Annotated in this window: 18 protein-coding genes; 10 read left to right on the top strand and 8 right to left on the bottom strand. The window is 62.6% G+C overall.

What is annotated here, in order from left to right:
• Nucleotides 1-15 precede the first annotated feature (15 nt).
• Together ASD05_RS14065 and ASD05_RS14070 are read left to right on the top strand one after the other, a co-directional pair.
• Nucleotides 16-480: a hypothetical protein gene (locus ASD05_RS14065; RefSeq protein ID WP_007828775.1), complete on the top strand. Its 465-nt coding sequence runs from the start codon at nt 16-18 to the stop codon at nt 478-480.
• 87 nt (nt 481-567) lie between these two features.
• Entirely contained in the window at nt 568-924 is a 357-nt protein-coding gene (locus tag ASD05_RS14070) for a phage holin family protein (protein ID WP_056593141.1), read from the top strand.
• A gap of 9 nt (nt 925-933) precedes the next feature.
• Here the strand turns inward: ASD05_RS14070 and ASD05_RS14075 are convergent, their stop codons facing one another.
• Nucleotides 934-2,496: a M48 family metalloprotease gene (locus ASD05_RS14075; protein WP_082572052.1), complete on the bottom strand. Its 1,563-nt coding sequence runs from the start codon at nt 2,494-2,496 to the stop codon at nt 934-936.
• A 54-nt stretch (nt 2,497-2,550) separates the two neighbouring features.
• Here ASD05_RS14075 and moaC point away from each other — a divergent pair, with 54 nt between their 5' ends.
• Nucleotides 2,551-3,033, top strand: a complete 483-nt coding sequence (gene moaC / locus ASD05_RS14080) for a cyclic pyranopterin monophosphate synthase MoaC (RefSeq protein ID WP_007828763.1) — start codon at nt 2,551-2,553, stop codon at nt 3,031-3,033.
• 23 nt (nt 3,034-3,056) lie between these two features.
• Here moaC and ASD05_RS14085 read toward each other — a convergent pair whose 3' ends face one another.
• The gene (locus ASD05_RS14085) at nt 3,057-4,754 is read right to left on the bottom strand and encodes a PglL family O-oligosaccharyltransferase (protein WP_056593143.1); all 1,698 of its coding nucleotides are present in this window, start codon (nt 4,752-4,754) and stop codon (nt 3,057-3,059) included.
• Nucleotides 4,755-4,913: 159 nt separating this feature from the next.
• Here ASD05_RS14085 and ASD05_RS14090 point away from each other — a divergent pair, with 159 nt between their 5' ends.
• From ASD05_RS14090 to ASD05_RS14120, 7 genes are all read left to right on the top strand, one after another.
• Nucleotides 4,914-5,375: a type IV pilin protein gene (locus ASD05_RS14090; RefSeq protein WP_056593145.1), complete on the top strand. Its 462-nt coding sequence runs from the start codon at nt 4,914-4,916 to the stop codon at nt 5,373-5,375.
• On the top strand, nt 5,375-5,974 hold the full coding sequence (locus tag ASD05_RS14095) for a GspH/FimT family pseudopilin (RefSeq protein WP_056594417.1): 600 nt from the start codon (nt 5,375-5,377) through the stop codon (nt 5,972-5,974). Before ASD05_RS14090 ends, ASD05_RS14095 begins: the two co-directional genes overlap by 1 nt.
• Complete coding sequence (gene pilV, locus ASD05_RS14100; RefSeq protein ID WP_056594420.1) at nt 5,974-6,405, top strand: type IV pilus modification protein PilV; 432 nt, start codon at nt 5,974-5,976, stop codon at nt 6,403-6,405. Before ASD05_RS14095 ends, pilV begins: the two co-directional genes overlap by 1 nt.
• On the top strand, nt 6,402-7,634 hold the full coding sequence (locus tag ASD05_RS14105; protein ID WP_056593153.1) for a PilW family protein: 1,233 nt from the start codon (nt 6,402-6,404) through the stop codon (nt 7,632-7,634). Before pilV ends, ASD05_RS14105 begins: the two co-directional genes overlap by 4 nt.
• The gene (locus tag ASD05_RS14110) at nt 7,631-8,275 is read left to right on the top strand and encodes a hypothetical protein (protein WP_056593156.1); all 645 of its coding nucleotides are present in this window, start codon (nt 7,631-7,633) and stop codon (nt 8,273-8,275) included. Before ASD05_RS14105 ends, ASD05_RS14110 begins: the two co-directional genes overlap by 4 nt.
• Nucleotides 8,276-8,289: 14 nt before the next feature.
• A complete protein-coding gene (locus tag ASD05_RS14115) occupies nt 8,290-12,480 on the top strand; it encodes a PilC/PilY family type IV pilus protein (protein ID WP_056593160.1) in 4,191 nt (1,396 codons plus the stop codon).
• A 304-nt stretch (nt 12,481-12,784) separates the two neighbouring features.
• On the top strand, nt 12,785-13,693 hold the full coding sequence (locus ASD05_RS14120) for a glycosyltransferase family 2 protein (protein ID WP_056593163.1): 909 nt from the start codon (nt 12,785-12,787) through the stop codon (nt 13,691-13,693).
• An 8-nt stretch (nt 13,694-13,701) separates the two neighbouring features.
• Here the strand turns inward: ASD05_RS14120 and ASD05_RS29475 are convergent, their stop codons facing one another.
• The 6 genes from ASD05_RS29475 to ASD05_RS14135 are packed head-to-tail and all read right to left on the bottom strand — an operon-like array spanning nt 13,702 to nt 20,069.
• Nucleotides 13,702-14,679, bottom strand: coding sequence for a glycosyltransferase family 2 protein (locus tag ASD05_RS29475; protein ID WP_082572053.1), 978 nt, complete (start codon nt 14,677-14,679; stop codon nt 13,702-13,704).
• A gap of 4 nt (nt 14,680-14,683) precedes the next feature.
• Complete coding sequence (locus tag ASD05_RS29480) at nt 14,684-15,466, bottom strand: methyltransferase domain-containing protein (protein ID WP_082572054.1); 783 nt, start codon at nt 15,464-15,466, stop codon at nt 14,684-14,686.
• A gap of 17 nt (nt 15,467-15,483) precedes the next feature.
• Nucleotides 15,484-17,001 carry a lipopolysaccharide biosynthesis protein gene (locus tag ASD05_RS14125; RefSeq protein ID WP_235507958.1) on the bottom strand — a complete coding sequence of 506 codons (1,518 nt, stop codon included), beginning with the start codon at nt 16,999-17,001 and terminating at the stop codon, nt 15,484-15,486.
• Nucleotides 16,982-17,542, bottom strand: coding sequence for an acyltransferase (locus tag ASD05_RS29485; protein WP_200955428.1), 561 nt, complete (start codon nt 17,540-17,542; stop codon nt 16,982-16,984). Before ASD05_RS29485 ends, ASD05_RS14125 begins: the two co-directional genes overlap by 20 nt.
• 29 nt (nt 17,543-17,571) lie before the next feature.
• Nucleotides 17,572-18,681, bottom strand: coding sequence for a DegT/DnrJ/EryC1/StrS family aminotransferase (locus tag ASD05_RS14130; RefSeq protein WP_056593171.1), 1,110 nt, complete (start codon nt 18,679-18,681; stop codon nt 17,572-17,574).
• The gene (locus tag ASD05_RS14135; protein ID WP_235507960.1) at nt 18,678-20,069 is read right to left on the bottom strand and encodes a glycosyltransferase family 2 protein; all 1,392 of its coding nucleotides are present in this window, start codon (nt 20,067-20,069) and stop codon (nt 18,678-18,680) included. The genes ASD05_RS14130 and ASD05_RS14135 overlap by 4 nt, the downstream gene beginning before the upstream one ends.
• Nucleotides 20,070-20,103: the final 34 nt, after the last annotated feature.

Below are 20,103 nucleotides of genomic sequence, written 5' to 3' on the forward strand. Positions count from 1 at the left end.
CCTGAAGGAGCACCCATGGAAAAGGTCATTCTTTATGTCGACGACGTCACTTACGCCTGTGAGCAGTTCGCCGAACTCGCGCCGGACGCGAACAGCGTCGTGGCACGCCATTGGGTGCTCGTGGCCTGCGCGCCGCGCATGACGCATCGCATCAGCAAGTGGGTGAGCCACAGCGCGCGCGAGAACTGGCGCGCCAAGTGGTTCAGCAAGGTGCAGGCGCAGATGCTGCCGCTGCTGGAACGCAATGGCGGCCAGGTGACGCCGGTGCTGGCCAAGGGCCCGCTGGCCGAACTGACGGCACAGCTCAAGCGCGAGCATTCGGCCGTCCACGTGGTCGATGCGCGCCGCCCGAAGATCGGCGTCGACCTGGAACCGGTGACGCCGGAGCAGACACCGGCCCACCAATCGGGCTGGGCCTTTCCCGGCGCCGTGATGGGCATGGGCGCATTGCTGGTGCTGGCGAACGAGCTGGCCGAGTAAGGCAGCACGAAACTCCCCGACGAGCCCCGGTGCGGCAACGCACCGGGGCTCGTTGTTTTGCGGGCCCTGGGGTATCCTGCCCGCCATATGCGCATCATCCTCAAATGGCTGCTCAGCGCCGTCGCGCTGCTGGCGGTGGCTTATCTCTACAGCGGCGTCCAGGTCGCCAGCTTCGGTTCCGCGCTGATCGCGGCCGCGGTGATCGGCCTGCTCAACATGGTCGTGCGGCCGGTGCTGGTGGTGCTGACGCTGCCCGTCACCGTCATCACGCTCGGGCTGTTCCTGTTCGTGATCAACGCGCTGCTTTTCTGGGCCGCGTCGGGGCTGCTCGGCGGCTTCCACGTCAACGGCTTCGTGGCCGCGCTGATCGGTTCGCTGCTGTATTCGCTGCTGGGGCTGCTGATCGAGGCCGCGTTGGGCGGGCTGGTGCCCAGCAGGCGCTGAGCGGAGTGGCTACTTCAGCGGCGGCTCGGCCGCCTGCTCCTTCACCAGCACCTCCACGGCTCGTGCGCGGGTGTCGACGATCGACGCCTCGTAGTGATCGACCACCTTGGACTGGCGGATGATTTCCTGCGCGGCCTTGAAACGGTCGCGCGCGGCCGGGTAGTCGAGGATCGCTACGTTCGCCTCGGCATCGGCGCGCACCGCACGCAGCGTGTCGTTCTGCGCACCGTAGAGGTTGGCGAGCGCGTGCCACGCCCCCGCGTCGCGCGGGTTCGCAGCGACCCAGTCGCGCAGCACGGGAACCATCGGTGCGGGCTGTCGCATCGCCGCCGCGGCTTCGGCCGCGAGCAGCATTTCGGGCCGCTCCTTCGACCTGGCATCGAGCAGCGCGGCCGCCTTCGGCGCAGCGCCTGCGGCCAGTTCGATCTCCGCGCCGAGCCAACGCGCCTGCTTCGCCGCGGCGGGATCGTCCGCCGTGCGCGCGGCCAAACGCTCGGCCATCGCACGGGCCGTCTTGTAGTCGCGCATCTCCTTTGCCGACAACGCCGCCGCGTACAGCGTGCCGGCCTGCTGGGCCGGCGAACTCTTCGCGAACTCGCCGCTGGAGGCGGATTCGACCCAGAGCCGGAGCACATCGACGCCCGGACGCGTCAGCACGCGGGCGCGCGAGGCGATCATGGCGTGGTCCATCGCCAGCGGCACCGGCGGCGCCGCGTCCATGCGGAACTGGAAGCGGCCCTGCATGTCGGAGATGCGCTCGGTGGTCAGCGGATGGCTGCGCAGGTAGGGGTACGAGCCGTTGTCGTTGAGGCGCGAGGCGTACTGCAGCTTCTCGAACATCGCGGCCGCGCCCTGCGGCGCGAAGCCGGCCTGCGTCATCACGCCGAAGCCGATGCGGTCGGCCTCGCGCTCCATGTCGCGCGAGAAGCTCAGCTGGTTCTGCGCAAAGAGCGCCTGGCTGCCCATCATCACGGCCTGGCCAGCATCGCCGTTGCGGCTCTTGCCGGCCGCAATCATCCCGAGGATCAGGCCGGCGAGCATCAACGGCATCTGCTTGCCCTGCCGGGTCATGATGCGCGAGATGTGGCGCTGCGTGACGTGCGAAAGCTCGTGTCCGAGCACCGTGGCCAGTTCGTCGCGGCTGCCGACCGCGGCGACGAGGCCGAGGTTGAGCCCCAGGTAGCCGCCCGGCAGCGCGAAGGCATTGATGCTGCGGTCGCGGCCCAGCAGGATCGTCCAGGCGAAGCGCTCGTCGAGCTCGGGCGTGAGCTCGCCGCGCGCGCGGGCGGCCGCCAGCAGGCGCTGCCAGATGTCCTGCACGTAGGCGGCGATCACCGGGTCGTCGATGTAGTCGGTGTCGCGGTACAACTCGCGGGCAATCTGGTCGCCGAGGTGGCGCTCGGCGCTGGCGGTCATCTCGCCGCCGTCGCCGAGGCCGGGCAGCACCTGCATCTGCGCCAGGGCCGATGTCGGCAACAGCACCTGGGAAGCTATCAGGAACGTAGCGCACAGCGACCGCAGGGCGGGCTTCAGCTGGCGTTTTCTGGGGTGGTGTGGAGTCAAGCGCGGCATTCCTCGTCTGTGGCTCGGGCTCGTATGATGCACCTCCAACCCGATCGTTCACACATGAGCTCTCTCACCCATTTTGACGCCCAGGGGCAGGCCCATATGGTCGACGTGGCCGCCAAGCCCGCCACCCACCGCGTGGCCGTGGCCACCGGCCGCATCGAGATGCAACCGGCGACGCTGGCGCTGATCGAGTCCGGAACAGCCAAGAAAGGCGACGTGCTCGGCATCGCGCGCATCGCGGGCATCCAGGCTGCGAAGAAGACGAGCGACCTGATTCCGCTGTGCCATCCGCTGGCGTTGACGCGCGTGGCGGTGGCGTTTGCAATCGCCGATGCGGGGGCAGCGCCTCAGGTGGCCTGCACGGCGACCGTCGAGACCGTCGGGCCGACGGGGGTGGAGATGGAAGCGCTGACGGCGGTGCAGGTGGCGCTATTGACGATCTACGACATGTGCAAGGCGGTGGACCGGGGGATGCGGATTACCGATGTGCATGTGCTGGAGAAGCATGGGGGGAAGTCGGGGAGCTGGGTGGCGGGTTAAGTCACCGGGCACGTCCCCGATGCTCAAGGCGCGGGCGCATCGCCCGCAGGCTCCTCGAGCCAGCGATTGAACGCCGCGGGAAAGGCGATCCTGAAACGCTCGGCCTGGGCCCGCGCTTCGTCTTCGCGCCCAAGCAACTCCGCGCTTTCGATCAGCTTGGTGATGACGCGCGGCTCCGGTGAAAAGTGCAGCGTGCGTTCGGCGAGCGCATGCATGCCGGCCGCGTTGGCAGGGGTCACCGTCGTGAGCGTCAGCTCGGCAAAATCCACCTGGCGTGCGAAGAGCCACGAGCCTCGCAGCTTGGCGAGCGTGTCGTCCTCGTACGCCGGCAGGCGCTCGCTGCGAGGCATGTAGATCTGGCTGATGCGGATGTAGTCCCAGCCTGCGTACACGACGATCGCCATGAGCGCTGCCGCAGCAAAGGCAGACAGCCCTGGCGCCTTTGAAAATCGAACGGACGTCCGGCCCGGCCACAGCATGCCGAGGCACAGGCCGAATACCAACTGGAACGGCCCATACCAGAGCGGGTACTCGAGCAGGCTGTGCAGCACGATCATGGCCAGCACGCCCCAGGCCATCAGGCGCGCCGGATCGCGCTCGCGCCACGGCTTGGCGGCAAGCACCATCCAGATGAAGCCGCCGCAGATCAGCACGGCGGCGGGAATGCCGAGCTCGACGGCAAGGTGCAGGGGCAGGTTGTGGGCGTTGTCCAGGATTTCGGAGAATCGCGGGCCTGGGTACAGCGTGCTGTAGTGGGCAAAGCTCAGTTCGCCCCAGCCCCAGCCCGTCCAGGGACGCTCGGCAATCAGCGAAAGCACGTTGTGCCAGAGGATCAGGCGGCTGTGGTCATCGGGAGCGCCCTTCTCGAGGCGCTGCAACATTCCTTCCACCCCGCCACCGCCGACCAGGTGCGGCAGCACCCAGCAGATGGCGAAATAGAGCGGAATCGCGGCCAGCAATGCGATCGGTGGCGGCAAGCTGAAACGAGCGCGCTCCCGTCCAGGAATACTTCGGCGCTCCCTCCAGGCGACGAGACTCGCGACGCCGATGATCGACAGCAGTTGTAGCAAACCTGTCCGGGAGGTTGAGGCCGCCTGAGCTACCAGCAACAACAAGGCGGCAACCACTAGCCCGCGCCGGTTGCGCGGCGACGCCTGCATGGCGTAGAGCCACAGCGCCGCGACGAGCGCCATGCTGATCAGCGTGGCGAACTGGTTGCGTTGCCTCAGGTTGCCGTAGGCCTGGCCGAGCGGGGGTGAGGTGGTCCAGGGGGCCAAGGGCTCGGCGAGGCCGTAGTACTGGAGCAGGCCGAGGACGGCGCTGACCAGGCCGGCGACGAGCAGGCCCATTGCCAGCCCTCTCGGAGTGGTCGTCCCGCCGCCCGCCAGACCCGCCCCCGCGCAAGCTGCCGCCGCCATGGCGGCGAGCACGGCCGCGGCGGGCAGCCATGAAGCAGCTGTGGCGTACGGAGAGGAGAAAAGCACGACCGCCGCCGTTGCGACGCCGAGCCAGGCCCAGATGCCGCGCGCTGGCACTGCGGGAGGAATAGCTAGAAGCAATGCCGCGAGGCAGATCCAGGTGGCCAGCAACTGCCAGGCCTGGACCGAAGGACCGGCCACGAGCGGGCAGAGAAATGGAAACGAGACCAGCCCGGCGCGTACGGCTCGGACGGCTTTCGGTGTGAGAGCGGCTGCCTCGGTAGGCGCTGCGCGGGAAGTCATTTCGCCGATTGTGCCGACCGGACGGGCCGACGAATGGCCGTGGACGGGAGACGAGCGGCTTTGCGAAAAAGGACAGCAAGAGACATTCTCTAACAATTGTCTTTAATTGTTGCGCGTCATGCGCGCCCGGCCATTTTGGCCCCCGGAAGGTGTCCCTTGATGAACAAAAAGCCCCCCTATCGAATTGCCGCGCATCACTCCCCTGCGAGCGGCTTCACGCTGATCGAAGTGATGATCACCGTGGCGATCATCGGGATCCTGGCAGCCATCGCGATCCCCAACTACCGGGACTACGTGCTTCGCGGGCAGCTCGTGGATGCCCAGAACGCCCTTTCGACGCTGCGCGCCAACATGGAACGGTTCTTCCAGGACAACCGGACCTACAGCTCCGTCGGCACCACGTTCATATCGCCGTGCGCCGCGCCGCCTGCGGCAGGCAGTTTCACCATCTCCTGCCCGACGCTGACTGCCACGACGTTCACGGCGCAGGCCGTGGGCAGCGGTCCCACCAATGATTTCACGTTCACCGTGGACCAGCAGAACACCCGCGCCACGACTCATGTGGGTTCGGGCTGGACGCAGTGCACCACCGGCTGGACGACGAAGAAGTCGGGTTGCTGATGAAGACGCCCATACATCGGCCGCACGGTGTGCGCGGCTTCACGCTGATCGAGATGATGGTGACTGTGGTGCTGTTGAGCATCCTGCTGGCGCTGGCGTTCCCGGCAATGAATGAATGGATACGCAACAGCCGCATACGCACCGTCGCCGACGCGCTGCAGAACGGTCTTCGCCTTGCGCAGACCGAGGCTCTGCGGCGCAGCCGCCAGACCGTGTTTTCGCTGACAGCCGATACGAATCCCTCGGACGGTCTCACCGCCGTGGCCAACGGCGCCAACTGGTCGGTCAACTTCGTGCCGCTCCTCACGGGCGAGGAAAACGACCCCACGTTCATCGAGGGCGGCGGCCTGACCGGCCTGGCTCCGAACGTCCGGATCACCGGCCCCGCGACGCTGTGCTTCAACTCCCTGGGACGCGTCGTCGACAACGCCACGCCCGGCACCGGCGTGGCATGCAGCGCCGCGGCTGCAGCCTACGACATCACGATCCCCAATGCCGACCGCCCGATGCGCGTGCTGGTCGCCCTGGGCGGGCAAGTGCGCCTGTGCGACCCGGCCAAGACGCTTTCCAATACCCAGCCCGACGGATGCCCAGCGTGATGAAACACCAGCACTCCACGCCCTCTTCCGCGCGCGCTTCGCAATCCGGCGTCGCGCTGATCGAAGTCCTCATCTCGATCCTTCTGTTCTCGCTGGGCATCCTGGGCCTAATCGGCCTGCAGGCGCGCGCGATCAGCCTGTCGATCGATGCGGAAGACCGCAACCGCGCCGCCCTGATCGCCAACGACATCGCGACCACCATGTGGACCACGCGCACGGTGGCGATCGACCCCGCGGCCGGAAGCCCGTCGTGGAACGCCCGCGCCAGCAACCCGCAAGCCGGCGGCCTGCCCGGTGGCAGCGTCACGATCACCGCGGACACCGCGGCCAAAACCGCCGACATCCTCATCACCTGGCGCCCCCCCCAGCGCGCAAGCAGCGAACAGGACAGCCGCCTCACCACGCGCGTCGCGCTGCCGCTCACACCATGAACGCCCGCTCCAAGCCCTTTGCCCACGCCGCGCAGCGTGGCCTGACGCTGATCGAACTGATGGTGGCCATGGTCATCGGCCTGGTCGTTGTGCTCGCCGTGACCAGCGTCGTCACGGTCGGCGAGACGCACAAGCGCAGCACCACCTCGACCAACGACATGAACCAGAGCGGCTCCTACGCCACTTACATGATCGACCGCGTACTGCGGAGTGCCGGCTCCGGCTTTGCGCAGACTGGAACCCGTGGGCTCTTCGGTTGCCGGCTGAGCGCCTCGCGCATCATCGGCGGCACCGCCACCACCATCCTGCCGCGAACCGCGTCCGCGTTTCCGGCGCCGTTCGACACTCTCCTCGGCGGCTCAGGAGCCGCCGCGGCGGGCAATCTGCGGCTGGCGCCGTTCCTGATTGCCAAGGGCGCCACTGCCGGCGCCTCGGACACCCTCGTGGTCATGGGTGGCAACGCGGCGGCGGGCGACGTGCCGCGCCGCATTCGCTCCGGTTTCCCGGGCAACAACAACCTGCGGCTGGACAACACCATCGGCCTTGCCAACGGCGACATCGGACTGGTGAGTCTGGAAGGCAAGACCGACTGCCTGATCGAACAGGTGAACGTGACGGACGCGACGGCATTTGCCGCGGCGGGCAACGAAGTCCTGCCCATGGGCGGACGCTACTTCACCTCGACCGGTGCCACCACGTCGCTTGCCACGCTCGCGGCGGACGGCACGGCGCTCTTCACCCCGCTCGGCAATGTGGGCGCCAACAACCTGCAGTTCCAGCTGCTCGGCGTGAACGCCAATCGCACGCTCGTCGCCTACGACCTGCTGCGAGCAGCCGGCACCGGCAGCGACGAGGGCACCGACGCCTCGGCCATGCAGGCGCTGGCCGACGGCGTCGTCGCCATGTACGCGGTGTACGGCGTCGACACCGACAGCAACGGCACCGTCGACACATGGATCGATCCAGCCGCTGCGGGCTACACCATCGACACCCTCATGCTCACGCCCGACCGCATGCGCCACATCGTGGCGGCGCGCGTCGCGCTGGTCATGCGAGGCAGCCTGTTCGAGAAGGAACCCGTCACCCCGGCCAGTCTGACCATCTTCGGCGATCTCGCCACGGCGAGCCAGCGCACCCTGACCATTGCGACCTCCGACCGGAACTTCCGCTACCGCGTCATCGACACGACCATCCCGCTTCGCAACATGCTGTTGCTGCCTTTCCCATGAAAACACCTTCCAAGATGCACGGCCCGGCGCGCGAGCGTGGCGTGGTGCTGCTGTTCTGCCTGATCATCCTCGTGGTGCTGCTCGCTGGTGGCGTGGCCATCATGCGGTCGACGGGCAACTCGCTCTTCGGCGCCGGCAACCTCGCCTTCAAGCGCGACCTGGTCAACCAGGGCGAGCTCGCCATCGCGAAGGCGATGACGGAGTTTCAGACCGGCGGCGCGCTCGTCCAAACGACCGCGACCGCCGCCAATCTGCCAACGGCGAACTACAGCGCGGTCCAGCTGCAGGCCAATGAACACGGCATCCCACAGGTGCTGCTGAAGAAGACCACGCTGACCGGGCTCGACGTGGCGGGCAACACCTTCACGCCGACCGGCGGGGCCATCACGGGCAACGGCGGCGTCACCGTGCGCTACGTGATCGACCGCATGTGCAACACGACCGGCGCCTTCTCGACCATCGGCAAGAGCGGCTGCGTCTATACCCCGTCGAGCACCGAAACGCTGGGCGGCGACCAGAGCCAGCTGAGCACGCCCGGTCCGTCCATTCCCAGCCCGCCCATCTACCGGATCTCCGTTCGCGCCGACGGTCCACGCGACACGCAGGTGTTCCTGCAAGCCTCCTTCACCAAGCCCGAATAGGGCACAGGCGAATCATGAAAACAAGAATTCGTTCGTCCGTTCGCGCATTGCGCCGCGCGGGCATCGCCACCGGCCTCGGCCTGGTGCTCTGCAGCACCTTGATCGCCTCGGCGGCCAACCTCGCCAACCAGCCGGTGTTCTCGACCTCGGAGGTTCCGGGCAACCTGGCGCTGGCGCTGTCGGTGGAATGGCCCACGGCATCGCGCACGGCCCACGTCGGCGACTACTCCAGCGATACCAACTACCTGGGCTACTTCGATCCGGGCAAGTGCTACCTGTACCAGGTCGACACCACTGCCAACGGCGTCAGCACTACCGACAAGGGCGACTCCAGCTACTTCTACCCGGCCGGTGCCGCCACCAACCGCACATGCACGGGCGCCAACGACGACAAGTGGAGCGGCAACTTCCTGAACTGGGCCTCTACAGCCACGATCGATCCTTTCCGCTGGGCCATGACGGGCGGACGGCGCGTGGTTGACACGGCCACCACCACCATCCTCGAGAAAGCCTGGCACGGCAATCGCAGCCTGTTCCCCGATCGCACGGTTCCAGCCAGTGCCATTGCAGGCGCCACGCCGTTCAATAGCGCCACCGCGCTGACAACGAGCATCACCAACCGCGGCTTCAAGATGAACATGACCGCCACGGGCGGCAACCGCACGATGACGGCGCAGTATTTCAACAACGTGAACCTCAACAACCCGGTGATCGCCACCGTCACCGCGGATACGGCCGACCACGACTGGGGCACCGGCGCTCCGGTGGCCGGCATCAATGCCGACAACTTCTCAGTGCGCTTCAGCGGAACCTACACGGCGCCCGAGGCAGGTAACTACACCTTCCGCACCATCAGCGACGACGGTGTACGAGTCTGGATCAAGACCGGCAACGGCAACTTCGGCAACAACGACCTACGCATCGACAACTGGACCGATCACGCACCGACCACCAACGACTCGGCGACCATCGCTCTCACCGCGGGCCAGCAGTTTCGCGTGCAGATCGAGTACTACGAAAAGTCCGGCGGCGCGGTAATGCAGTTCCAGTGGCGCACCCCCTCGTCGAACAACACCTTCACGCGATTCACCCAGACCGGGCCAGCCGACGGCGATTTCACGATGCGCGTGAAGGTGTGCGACCCTTCGGCCGCAGCCGGCGGACTCGAAGCCAATTGCAAGGCCTACGGCACCAACTACAAACCCGAAGGCCTGATCCAGAAGTACTCCAACAAGATGCGCTTCAGCGCCTTCGGCTACCTGAACGACAGTAGTGACCAGCGAGACGGCGGCGTGCTGCGCGCCCAGCAGAAATTCGTCGGACCGACCGCGCCGACCCCTGGCCAGGCGCCCGCGGCCAATACGAGCAAGGAGTGGAGCGAGACCGACGGCACCTTCATCCGCAACCCCGACGCCGCCGATGCGACCGCGACCACGACGGCGACCGGCGTGACCATCTCGGACAGCGGCGTGATGAACTACCTGAACAAGTTCGGCCAGATCCTTCCGGGCGACTACAAGAACTACGATCCGGTCAGCGAGCTTTACTACGCGGTCATGCGGTATTACAGGAACCTCGGCAATGTCGCGGCCTGGAGCTCGATGGGGACTGCCGATGCCCCGACGAAGACCAGCTGGGTCGACGGTTTCCCCGTGATCACCAACTGGGCCGACCCGATCCAGTACTCGTGCCAACGCAACTTCGTGCTGGGCATCGGCGACATCTACACCCACGTCGACAAGAACGTGGCCGGCAACACCACATACCGCACCCGCGAGCCCACCATGCCTGATGAAGTGGCGGCCGACACCACCGTCAACGCGGTCACGGCCACCAACCGCGTCGGCGCGCTGCAGGGCCTGGGCGACCTCGGCAACACCAACGACTACAGCGGCCGCAACAACTCCGCCTACATCGCGGGTCTGGCCTTCGACGCCAACACCAAGGACATCCGTCCCGACGTGGCGGGGCAAGCCAACACCATCGGCAAGCAGACCGTCAGCACCTACTGGGTGGACGTTCTGGAGCAGCCCTTCCAATACAACAACCAGTTCTACCTTGCCGCCAAGTTCGGCGGACTGGACCAGAAGAAGTTGCCGGCCAACTTCGACCCCTACACCTTCGCTGGCACCATTCCGCTGGACTGGTGGTCGACCAGCGGCGAGACGCTGACCGACGCGCGCGCCGCGAACCTGACGCAGCCGCGTCCGGACAACTACTTTGCCGCAGGCCGACCCGACACCATGGTGAGCGGCCTGACGCAAGCCTTCGAGCGCATCGTGAATGCCATCCAGGCGTACACCACCTCGTTCTCACTCTCGGCCCTGCAGGTTGCGGCCACGGGCTCGGCTTCGTATGCCTCCCAATACGACGCCCAGGACTGGAGTGGCGTCGTGAGCGCGAGCAGCATCAGCTTTGCCGCCGACGGCACGCCCTCGCTCACGGCAGCATGGAGCAGCACCGACAAGCTCGCGACACAGTTCGCCGGCACGGGCTGGGACACCAACCGCCGCATCGCCACATGGAGTGGCACGGCCGGCGTGCCCTTCCGCATCGGCAGCCTCACTACCGGAACAGGCAGCCAGGCAGCCGCGCTCGACACGCTCTACGTCACCGGCGACGACAGCGCCAACTACCTGAACTACCTGCGCGGCGATCGCAGTCAGGAAAAGACGGCCTCCGACGGAACCAAGCCCTACCGGCTTCGCAGCAAGCTGCTGGGCGACATCGTCAACTCGAAGGTGAAGCCCGTCGGCCCGCCCGCATCGAGCTACTCCGACGCAGTGAACCCTGGCTACGCAGCCTTCAAGACGGCCAAGGCCGCGCGCCCCACGATGGTCTATGCCGCCGCGAACGACGGCATGCTGCACGCATTCCGCGGCGAACTCACCGGCACCAACGCCGGCCTCGAACAGTTCGCCTATGTGCCGAGCGCCCTCTTCAACGGCCCCAGCTCCCCTGCCACGCCTGCTGCAGACGGCCTAGCCCAGTTGGGCAATCCGAACTACCTGCACAAGTACTACGTCGATGCGACGCCCGAAGTGGTCGACGTCGACTTCGCCCGTGCCGGCGGCACCTTTGCGGCCACGGGGTCGAACTGGCATTCGCTGCTGGTCGGCGGCCTCGGCAAGGGCGGCAAGAGCTTCTACGCCATCGACGTGACCGATCCGGCCGCGATGACCGATGAAACCATCGTGGCAGGCAAGGTGCTGTGGGAGTTCACGGATGCGGACATGGGCTTCAGCTACGGCGCGCCGCTGATCCTGAAGACCAAGCGCTACGGCTGGGTGGTAGTGCTGACCTCGGGCTACCACAACGACAACAGCAGCCACAACGGCTATCTCTACTTCGTACATCCGCAAACCGGCGCGCTGCTGCAGAAGGTGAGCACCGGCGCGACGGCCAACGGCATGACCCACGCCACGGCCTTCATCTCCGACCTGACCGACGGCACGGCCGACGCAATCTACGTCGGCGACCTCAACGGCCAGCTCTGGCGCTTCGACGTGACCGCCCCCGCGGGCTCGACCGCAGCCTACCCGGCACCGGCCAAGATCGCCCTCTTCACCGATGGCGCCACGACCCCGAACGCCCAACCCATCACCTCGCGCCCGTTGGTGCAGATCCAGCCCTCGACCCGCAAGCGCTATGTGATGGTAGGCACCGGCCAGTTGCTCGATTCGAGCGATATCAACTCCGCCGCGGCACAGAGCTTCTATGCCGTCATCGACGGAACCGCCACCGCCTTCAAGCCGGCCGACAGCACGATGCCCGTGACGCGCAGTTCGCTCACCGCGGTCACCGATCTTGTGAGCGGCACGGTCGTACCCACCGATTCGCTCGGCTGGTACCTCGACCTGGGCACGGAAGGCCGCATCGGCCTGCGCCTGGTGGCGAGCCCGACCTCTTTCAACGGCATCGTGGCGTTCTCTTCGCTGCTCACCAGCGGCGATGCGTGCAGCCCCTCGGGCCAGAGCCGGGTCTACGCCATCGACTTCAACACCGGCCGCACAGTGCTGGCCAGCGGCGCCGCGTACGCGCAGTACAGCACCGCGATCACCGACCTCAAGTTCGTGGGCGTCGACGGCAGGGTGCGCCTGATCTCCGGTGACGTGCGCGGAGACCTGCGCAACGTTGGCTTCACGCCGCCGGCCGGTACCACGCTGCGGTTGCTGAACTGGCGGGAAGTGCCGACGGCAGATTGAGTGCTGCAGCCGAGTCGCTTCGGCTGCCGATAGAAGGGAGCATTGCCAGTCGCGCACAAACAGGGCGCTCGTGATGGGCGCTCGCTGCTTCACTGGCAATCTTTACGATGGACACATGAGTGGTCGAACAATGGGAGCAGGTCACGACCCTCATCCAGGAGACCGGCGGCAACCAGAAGATGACGGCCTTGGGTGCGCCAACATGCGGACGGTTTATTGACCGTCTACTTTTTGTTGGTATCGTCACTCACTTAAAAGCTAGCACCCTCATCAGATTGGAAGCAACGTGACAGTAGCCGTTTTAATGTCCACCTACAACGGCGAGCAGTTTTTGGAAGAACAAGTCCGCTCCATTCTCAAGCAGCTTCCCGACGATGGGACCCTACTTATCAGGGATGACGGTTCCACGGATCAAACTGTTGCCAAGGTCGTCGCCTTCAAGGACGACCGGATCAGACTGGTGCAAGGCAAGAACATAGGATTCGCATCAAGTTTTTTATGTCTGCTGAAGATGATTCCCGAGTCGTCGACTTCCGTTTTTTTTTCCGATCAGGATGATGTCTGGGAGCCAAAGAAGATTGCCACTGGCTGCACGGCGCTAGCTGGCAGAGAAGAGATTCCAAGACTTTACTGTTCGGGTCTCCTCCTTGTTTCTGAACATCTTGAGTCCTTGGGGCGCTCTCCCCTCTGGCCACGCAAACCAAGTTTTGACAACGCTCTGGTCGAAAATATTGCGACCGGGTGTACCGTCGCTCTCAATCGAGCCGCGGTCACTCTCATTCTGCGAACCAACCGCCCGGAGCAAATTCGCTATCACGATTGGTGGTGCTATCTCGTCGTGGCAGCCTTCGGAGAGGTCTTGTACGACCCCGTTCCGCAAATTCGATATCGGCAGCACAGGCAAAATGCGTTGGGCATGTCGTCGGGGGCAGCCAGGTACTTGAGAATCATGCAAGCAATCAGGCGCCAGAGTTGGTTAGGCATCATGCAAGCTCATCTACGCGAGTTTGCTTCCAGCTTTGGAAGTGATATCTCGGCCTCTCAGAAGAGATCCCTTGATCGCATGACAATCCAGGGGGCGCGAGATGCATTTCGCGTAATTTTCTCGATGGAGCGCAGAAGGCAGTTCCTGAGAGACGAACTGCTGTTCAGATTGCTTGTGGCTTTCGAACTAGTCGCTCGTCGCGATTCTCCGTTCGCTTCGCGCCGTTAGGTCCTCGCTCAATATCTCGGATGATGAACATAGGGTCCGCCGCATAACCTTCGCACGCTCCAAGCATGGAAAGCTTTCGTGGCAAGCACACCGATTCTGACCGCCGCGAAGGTTGCAAGGAACTGGCGGGAAGTGTGGGCGATTGCAGCCAACTGTGTGAGCGTGGCCATGTCCAATCGTACGCCCCTACCGCGTAGCGCAAATACAATCCTGTATGCCACATAGTTCGCCGCACTTCTTCGAGCGACTTTTTTTTCAATGAATGGCAGCGCCGCAAACAAGGCCTCGCGATAAAGATCCTGCACTTGCCCTCCTTGTAGCCGCTGTATTGAGCCAGGCAAGCCCGCGCGATAACAAACCAGAGGCTGAGCGATGAATCCGATCGGTGCCCTGCGCGCAAGCGCGAGCAAGATGCCATAGTCAATGAAAGGCGGGATGAGGCTGCAAACTGTTGAGAGCGCCGCGCGTCGATAGAGTAGCGAGCTGTGATTGAGAAAGTTTCCTGACCCAGTCAGGTAATCCAGGTCGACTGCCCGTGACTCGACATTAGTGAATATCCCGCATTCTTCCTCATGCTTGTTCACGACGCGGGCATTGGTACACACCGCTTCATTGTCCGGATGCTGATCGAGGAACTTAATCTGTACACGGAGCTTGCTTGGCTCCCAATAGTCATCGCCATCGAGATGCGCGATGTAGTCGCCAGAAGCTTTAGAGAGGATTGAAAGGTAGTTGAAGGCGGGGCCGATATTCGATTCATGGCGAACGATAATCAACGACGTGCCGTATCGACATTGCAGGCCTTCGAGTACAGCGCCCGTCGTATCGCTTGAACAATCGTCACCGACGATCACTTCCACCTTCAGCGAGCCGTCAATCACAGCATCTTGAGCGAATATGCTTTGAATGCAGCGCTCAAGATATTGAGCTTGATTGAACGTCGCCACGCAGACCGTGACGATCGGCAATCGTTCATCTTGACTCATGACTTTAGTTCTTGAGTAGTTTTTGAAAAAGCAGGAATGGTTCTGCTGGATTTACGCCGTATCGCGCAGCGTCTATTTCCGGAAGAAGTACCTGATGGGTCTTAATCCGACTGACTAGGCCTTGAGACGTGAATACAGCTTCGATGTCGCGGCCGTACATGCGTACGTGATCTTCCTGCCCATAGGCTTGTAGACGCGCGCTCTTGTCCTGGATACCAGAATCCTCGAAAGTTCTAGTAAGCGTCGATGCAAAGGGCGTTTGGAGAATCGCAAAACCACCATTAGCGAGCACTCGATATATCTCCACTAAGGACTGCTGCGCGTCGTCCACATGCTCCATTACATGATTGGCTATCACGAAGTCAAAGCTTTGATCCTCTGCAGCAATCCGGGTGAGGTCCAGCTCGACAATACCTGCGCGAGTTGGAAACTTGTCGGCCTGGATATATAGTGCCGGTTGATGCGCTACGATTAATTCCGCGACATGTTTCTCCGGTGCAAAATGCAAGACTCTCGCGCCGGCAATGCGCGCAGTCAGCCCGGTAGCGCGAAGATAGAGTGCCAAGTGCCGATCTCGATCACTCGCCCCACAATGGGGACACTCGAAGTGATCGACATCGCTTCCGACCACGTTGAGGACACGAGCAAGAGGCGGCAAGAACATGCTTCCTCCGCGATACGGAACAAAGCGCAACACGCCGCGCTCGCAAATGCAGCAGTAGCGAGACCTCGGAAACGGCAGGAAATTGAGGCCGAGAAAGAACGCTCGCCAGAATTTGAGCAGCATTTTTATTGGAGAGAGTGTCAGGAAGCAGGATCGGTCAGTTTCCGAGTCTGCGGGAACTGCTTCCAGTGCCGATGACAAGTCCAGAGCATGCAAAGAGCAAGCCCCTGAAGAACAATCCAAACTGTTGCAAGCTCGCCGAAGCGTAGAAGCAGCGAACTGGAGTCTGGAAAAAGCCACTTCAGTGCATACGCCACAATACCGAGCGGCAAAGCGAACAGGGCGACTGTCCGTGCCCAGGGCCACCAGCCTCCTTCGAGATGCCTGCGATGGACAACCTGCGGCCAGATCAGAAAGAACAGCCCGAAACTTCCACACCACAAGGCTATAGCACCGTTAGCACCTGAGTGCAACGAACCGGTGACGAGCGCTACAGCTATACACGCCGCGAGGGCCAGTGACGCAGCAACGTGTCTTCGCAATTCGCCCGCTGCATTGAGCAGACCATATGGCATCGACGAGAGTGCAAGAAGCGAAGCCCCAACTGCGTATAGTGGAATCAGAGAAGCTGCATCAAATCCGACAGCATCCAAGCGCCCAGCGAACCATACCATTAGTAGTTTTTCAGAGAAGGCGACACAGACCAGGGCCGTGGGAAAAAGAAGGCAGCACGTAGCTGCGGTCAACGATAGATAGAGGTCTGTTTGCTCGCGTCTGGACTCACGACCATGAAGTCGGACCAAAGCAGGATAAGAAAGTTGTAATAGTGGAATCGCAAGTGTCAACAAACCAGCAGGGATTGCCGCCGCGATCCCCACCGCCCCGTATTTGTGCAACGAAAGTGTTTGGGAAAGCACCAACTTATCCAGCTGAGTGATCGAGATCCAGATCGCTGAGGCTGCTGAAATTTGTGCCGCGATGGGCCATAAGGCATGCAGGACCCTCGTCGACTCGCTGCAGCTATTACCGAACTGCAGATGCAGTTTCCGTCGGCACAGGAGTACCAGCGACAGCATCTCTACGGCCGATAGGACTGCTTGGCAAATCAACCAGACAAAAACTCCTCCACCTGCCCATTTAAGAACAACTAGTGCGCCGGCCAATCGCGCCGTAGCAGAAAAGACGTTCAACACAGCCAATCCCGCGAACTGTTCTGCGCCCCCCAGCGCCGCACGGTAAAGCTCGCTGCCCCAGCGTAAGGAGAGCGCCAGAGTAACGGCCAATATCGAGAGACTCGCAACGCCGGTATTGACGAAAATTCCCTCGCCCCCGCGCCCTGCGATCCATTTGCTAATCCCAAGGATTGCGATACCGAGCAGCACCATGCCCAGCAACATAGGAAGCTGCAAAGACGCTAGCATCGACCCGATCCTGTCGGGTCGATGCTCCCTGCGCGATATGGCAACTTCGCGAGACAAGGCAAGTGGGAAGCCGAAATCTGCGATCTGGATCCAACCCTGCGCAGCAAAGAACATCATCATGAGCGCGAACTGCTCTGCGCCAAGCTGAGTCAGATAGAGCGGCAGCAGCAGGATCAGCAAGCCCGCGCCATATAGCTGCGAGCCGTGGGCATAGTACTTATCCCTTGGGCTGCTCATCATTCTTATCTTGAAGAAACACCCTGTACTGGCGCTCCTTCTCGATCAAGCCTCGCTGTCGATCACGCACAAGACGAGCGGGCACGCCGGCGAATACACCAAACGCTTCGTACTTTCCATTGGCGAGGCTCAATGCTCCTAATGCAGCGCCCTCACCGAAATGTGTGCCAGGCAACACCACACTGCCGCTTCCGAGGATGACGTGCTTGCCAAGGTGGACGGGCGCCGATCGCACGCCAGTGAACTCTTTCGCGACCGTAGGGTTGGTCAAGGCGGCACCGGAGTAATCGTCGGAACTCGAATAGATAGAAACTCGCGAGGAAAGACCCGAGAAGTCATCAAGTCGGATTTCCGACTTTCCTGCAAGGAGGCAGAACGCTGCGATGTGCACGTTGGAGCCAATTGTGATGCCTCCATCGCCTGCGGAGAGAATTGCGAAGTCATCGATCCGAGACCGACTGCCGATTGCGATTTGGCCGCAGTTGAAATAGGACGCCTTAGCTGAAAGCGTTGCATCGGATGCCACAAAGGCGAATCCCATTCGTTCTATTTCTTGCTCGGTTAGCCATGTCACTTTCCATCCCCCTTGATCGCTGCGATTACTCGATCTTGATCGATCCTCGAAAGCTCTGGATAGAGCGGCAAACAAAGAACCTGGTCGGCCTTGCGCGTCGCGATAGGAAGGTTTGAACTCGCGGCAGAGGGGAGTCCGCGATACATCGGGAACGTCGTAATCAAAGGATAAAAGTACCGCCTGGCAAAGACAGCCGAGCGCTTCAGATGCTCGTAGAGTTCGTCTCTTCCACACCAGAAGTCGTTCTCGATCAGGACGGGAAAATACGCATAGTTAGCCGTGATCGCTGGATCATCCTCCAACAATCTAAGACCCGGAATGGTCGAGAGTTCCTCTCGGTACCGCGCGGACACGCGTTGGCGTGACAATATTGCATTGCCAATTTCGGCGAGTTGAAGGATACCAATCGCCGACTGCAGTTCGTTCATCTTTCCGTTGATGCCCGGAGCAACCACCGTGACCTCGTCAACAAATCCGAAATTCTTGAGATGATCGATGCGCTCCTTGGACTTCCGATCAGGACAGATGATCGCGCCACCTTCGAAGGTGTTCATTACCTTGGTGGCATGAAAACTCACTATCGAAAGATCACCATGCCGCAACAGCGATCCACCCGCGTCGCACACCCCGAATGCATGAGCGGCGTCATAGATCAGTTTGAGCCCGTAGGTGTCGGCTATTTTTTGAAGAGCTTCTACGTTGCAGGGACGCCCGTAGCAATGGACAGCGAGAATCGCCGTCGTTTGCGGAGTGATAGCTGCCTCGATCTTTACAGGGTCTATGTTGAGCGACTCTTCATCGATGTCGACGAAGATCGGGCGTATGCCGTTCCATAACAATGAATGCGCGGTAGCGACGAACGAGTAGGGCGTCGTGATGACCTCACCGGTGATGCGCAAGGCTTGAAGTGCTGTCACCAAAGCGATGGTCGCATTCGTAAATAGCGATACATGCTGCACTCCGAGATGCTCAGCAAGGGCCTCTTCAAACCGTTGGTGGTACTTGCCGCCATTAGTCAACACGCGGCTTGACCAGATATCTTCAAGCAGGGGCTGCAGGTCCTTGAGAGACGGCAACTGCGGCCGTGTTACGTAGAGAGGGGTCATCCGCTCACCTTGGAACGCTGTGCTCTGTCCACCGTCTGAGGGGAATCATCCGATACATGTTTCACGGCGACATCCGTATGCATAACCTCTTGCCGCAGGTCGAAAGCGCTTCGAAGTGCTGCAAAGAAAATTGCGGCCAACAATGATTGCGTGCCCATCAACAGCAGCGCTATACCAGGAATGACCTGGCGCATCGCGGTTTCGGGATCCAGCGCGCCGAAGCCGGTGCGCCCCCACTGCCACGTTAGGCTCGCGCACATTGTCAGTCCGAACAACGTCGCCAGTGCGCCCCCTATCGATAGCCATCCTCCGCTGGCCGCGCGCAGCGCCCATCGCTCCCGCGGGTGCGGCGTGTTCAGCCGCGCGCAATGGCGCGCAAGTACGGCACCCATGGCAAACAACATGGTCTGGTAGCCGAGCACCATGCCGGCACCGGCGAACAATTGGGTATGAATGCCTACTGGCCAGCGACCCAAGTTGCCCGGGTGGGACTGCGCAAGCAGCAACTGCGCGAGACTCAACAGGGCCAACACCACACCCGGATACAGAAACAACCACCGCGGCGTAAACAGAAGCAGGAAGCGAAAGTGGCGCCAGCCGTCACGCCAAGTGCGCAAATGTGGAGGACGGTCTCGCCCGTCCGGAGAAAGGACGGTCGGCACTTCGGCGACGCGCAACCCATGCAAAGAGGCTTTGACGACCATCTCACTGGCGAACTCCATGCCCTCGCAACACAGCCCTAACTGCAGAATGGCCTGGCGCTCGAAGCCACGCAAGCCGCAGTGGAAGTCACCAATCTTGGACTTGAAAAAAAACCGTCCCATAAAGCTCAGTACCGGGTTGCCCAGGTAGCGGTGCAATGGAGGCATTGCGCTGGGCAGGATGCCACCGCGGAAGCGGTTCCCCATCACGAGTTGGCTCCCTTGGCGCAGTTCGGCGACAAAGGGGGCAAGCGCACTGAAGTCGTAACTGTCGTCGGCATCGCCCATGATTACGTAGCGGCCTGCCGCAGCGTCGATGCCGGCGATCAGCGCCGCCCCGTAGCCGCGAACAGGCACGTCGACGACCCTTGCGCCACACGACATGGCCAATGTCTGCGACCCATCAGTCGAGCCGTTGTCGGCCACCAGCACCTCGCCACGAACGCCCGAGTGCGCCAGGAAGGCTTTTGCCTTGCCGATACAGGTTGGCAGCGTGCGCGCCTCGTTAAGGCAGGGCATCAGGATCGTTAGTTCGAACTGCGGTTCGATCCCCGCAGCGGGCACCGCGAAGCGTGATGCTGGATCAGAGATCGAGCATGCGGCGACTTCGCCCACGGGCGTGCCCGGCGCGCGGTCGTCACGATCAGACTGCTCGCTCGAATAATGCAATACAAGGCTAGCTTCCATGGGTCGTTCTCCGCTACGCCCAGCCAATACGAAG

It is taken from the genome of Variovorax sp. Root434 (assembly GCF_001426595.1).
Lineage (GTDB): Bacteria > Pseudomonadota > Gammaproteobacteria > Burkholderiales > Burkholderiaceae_C > Variovorax.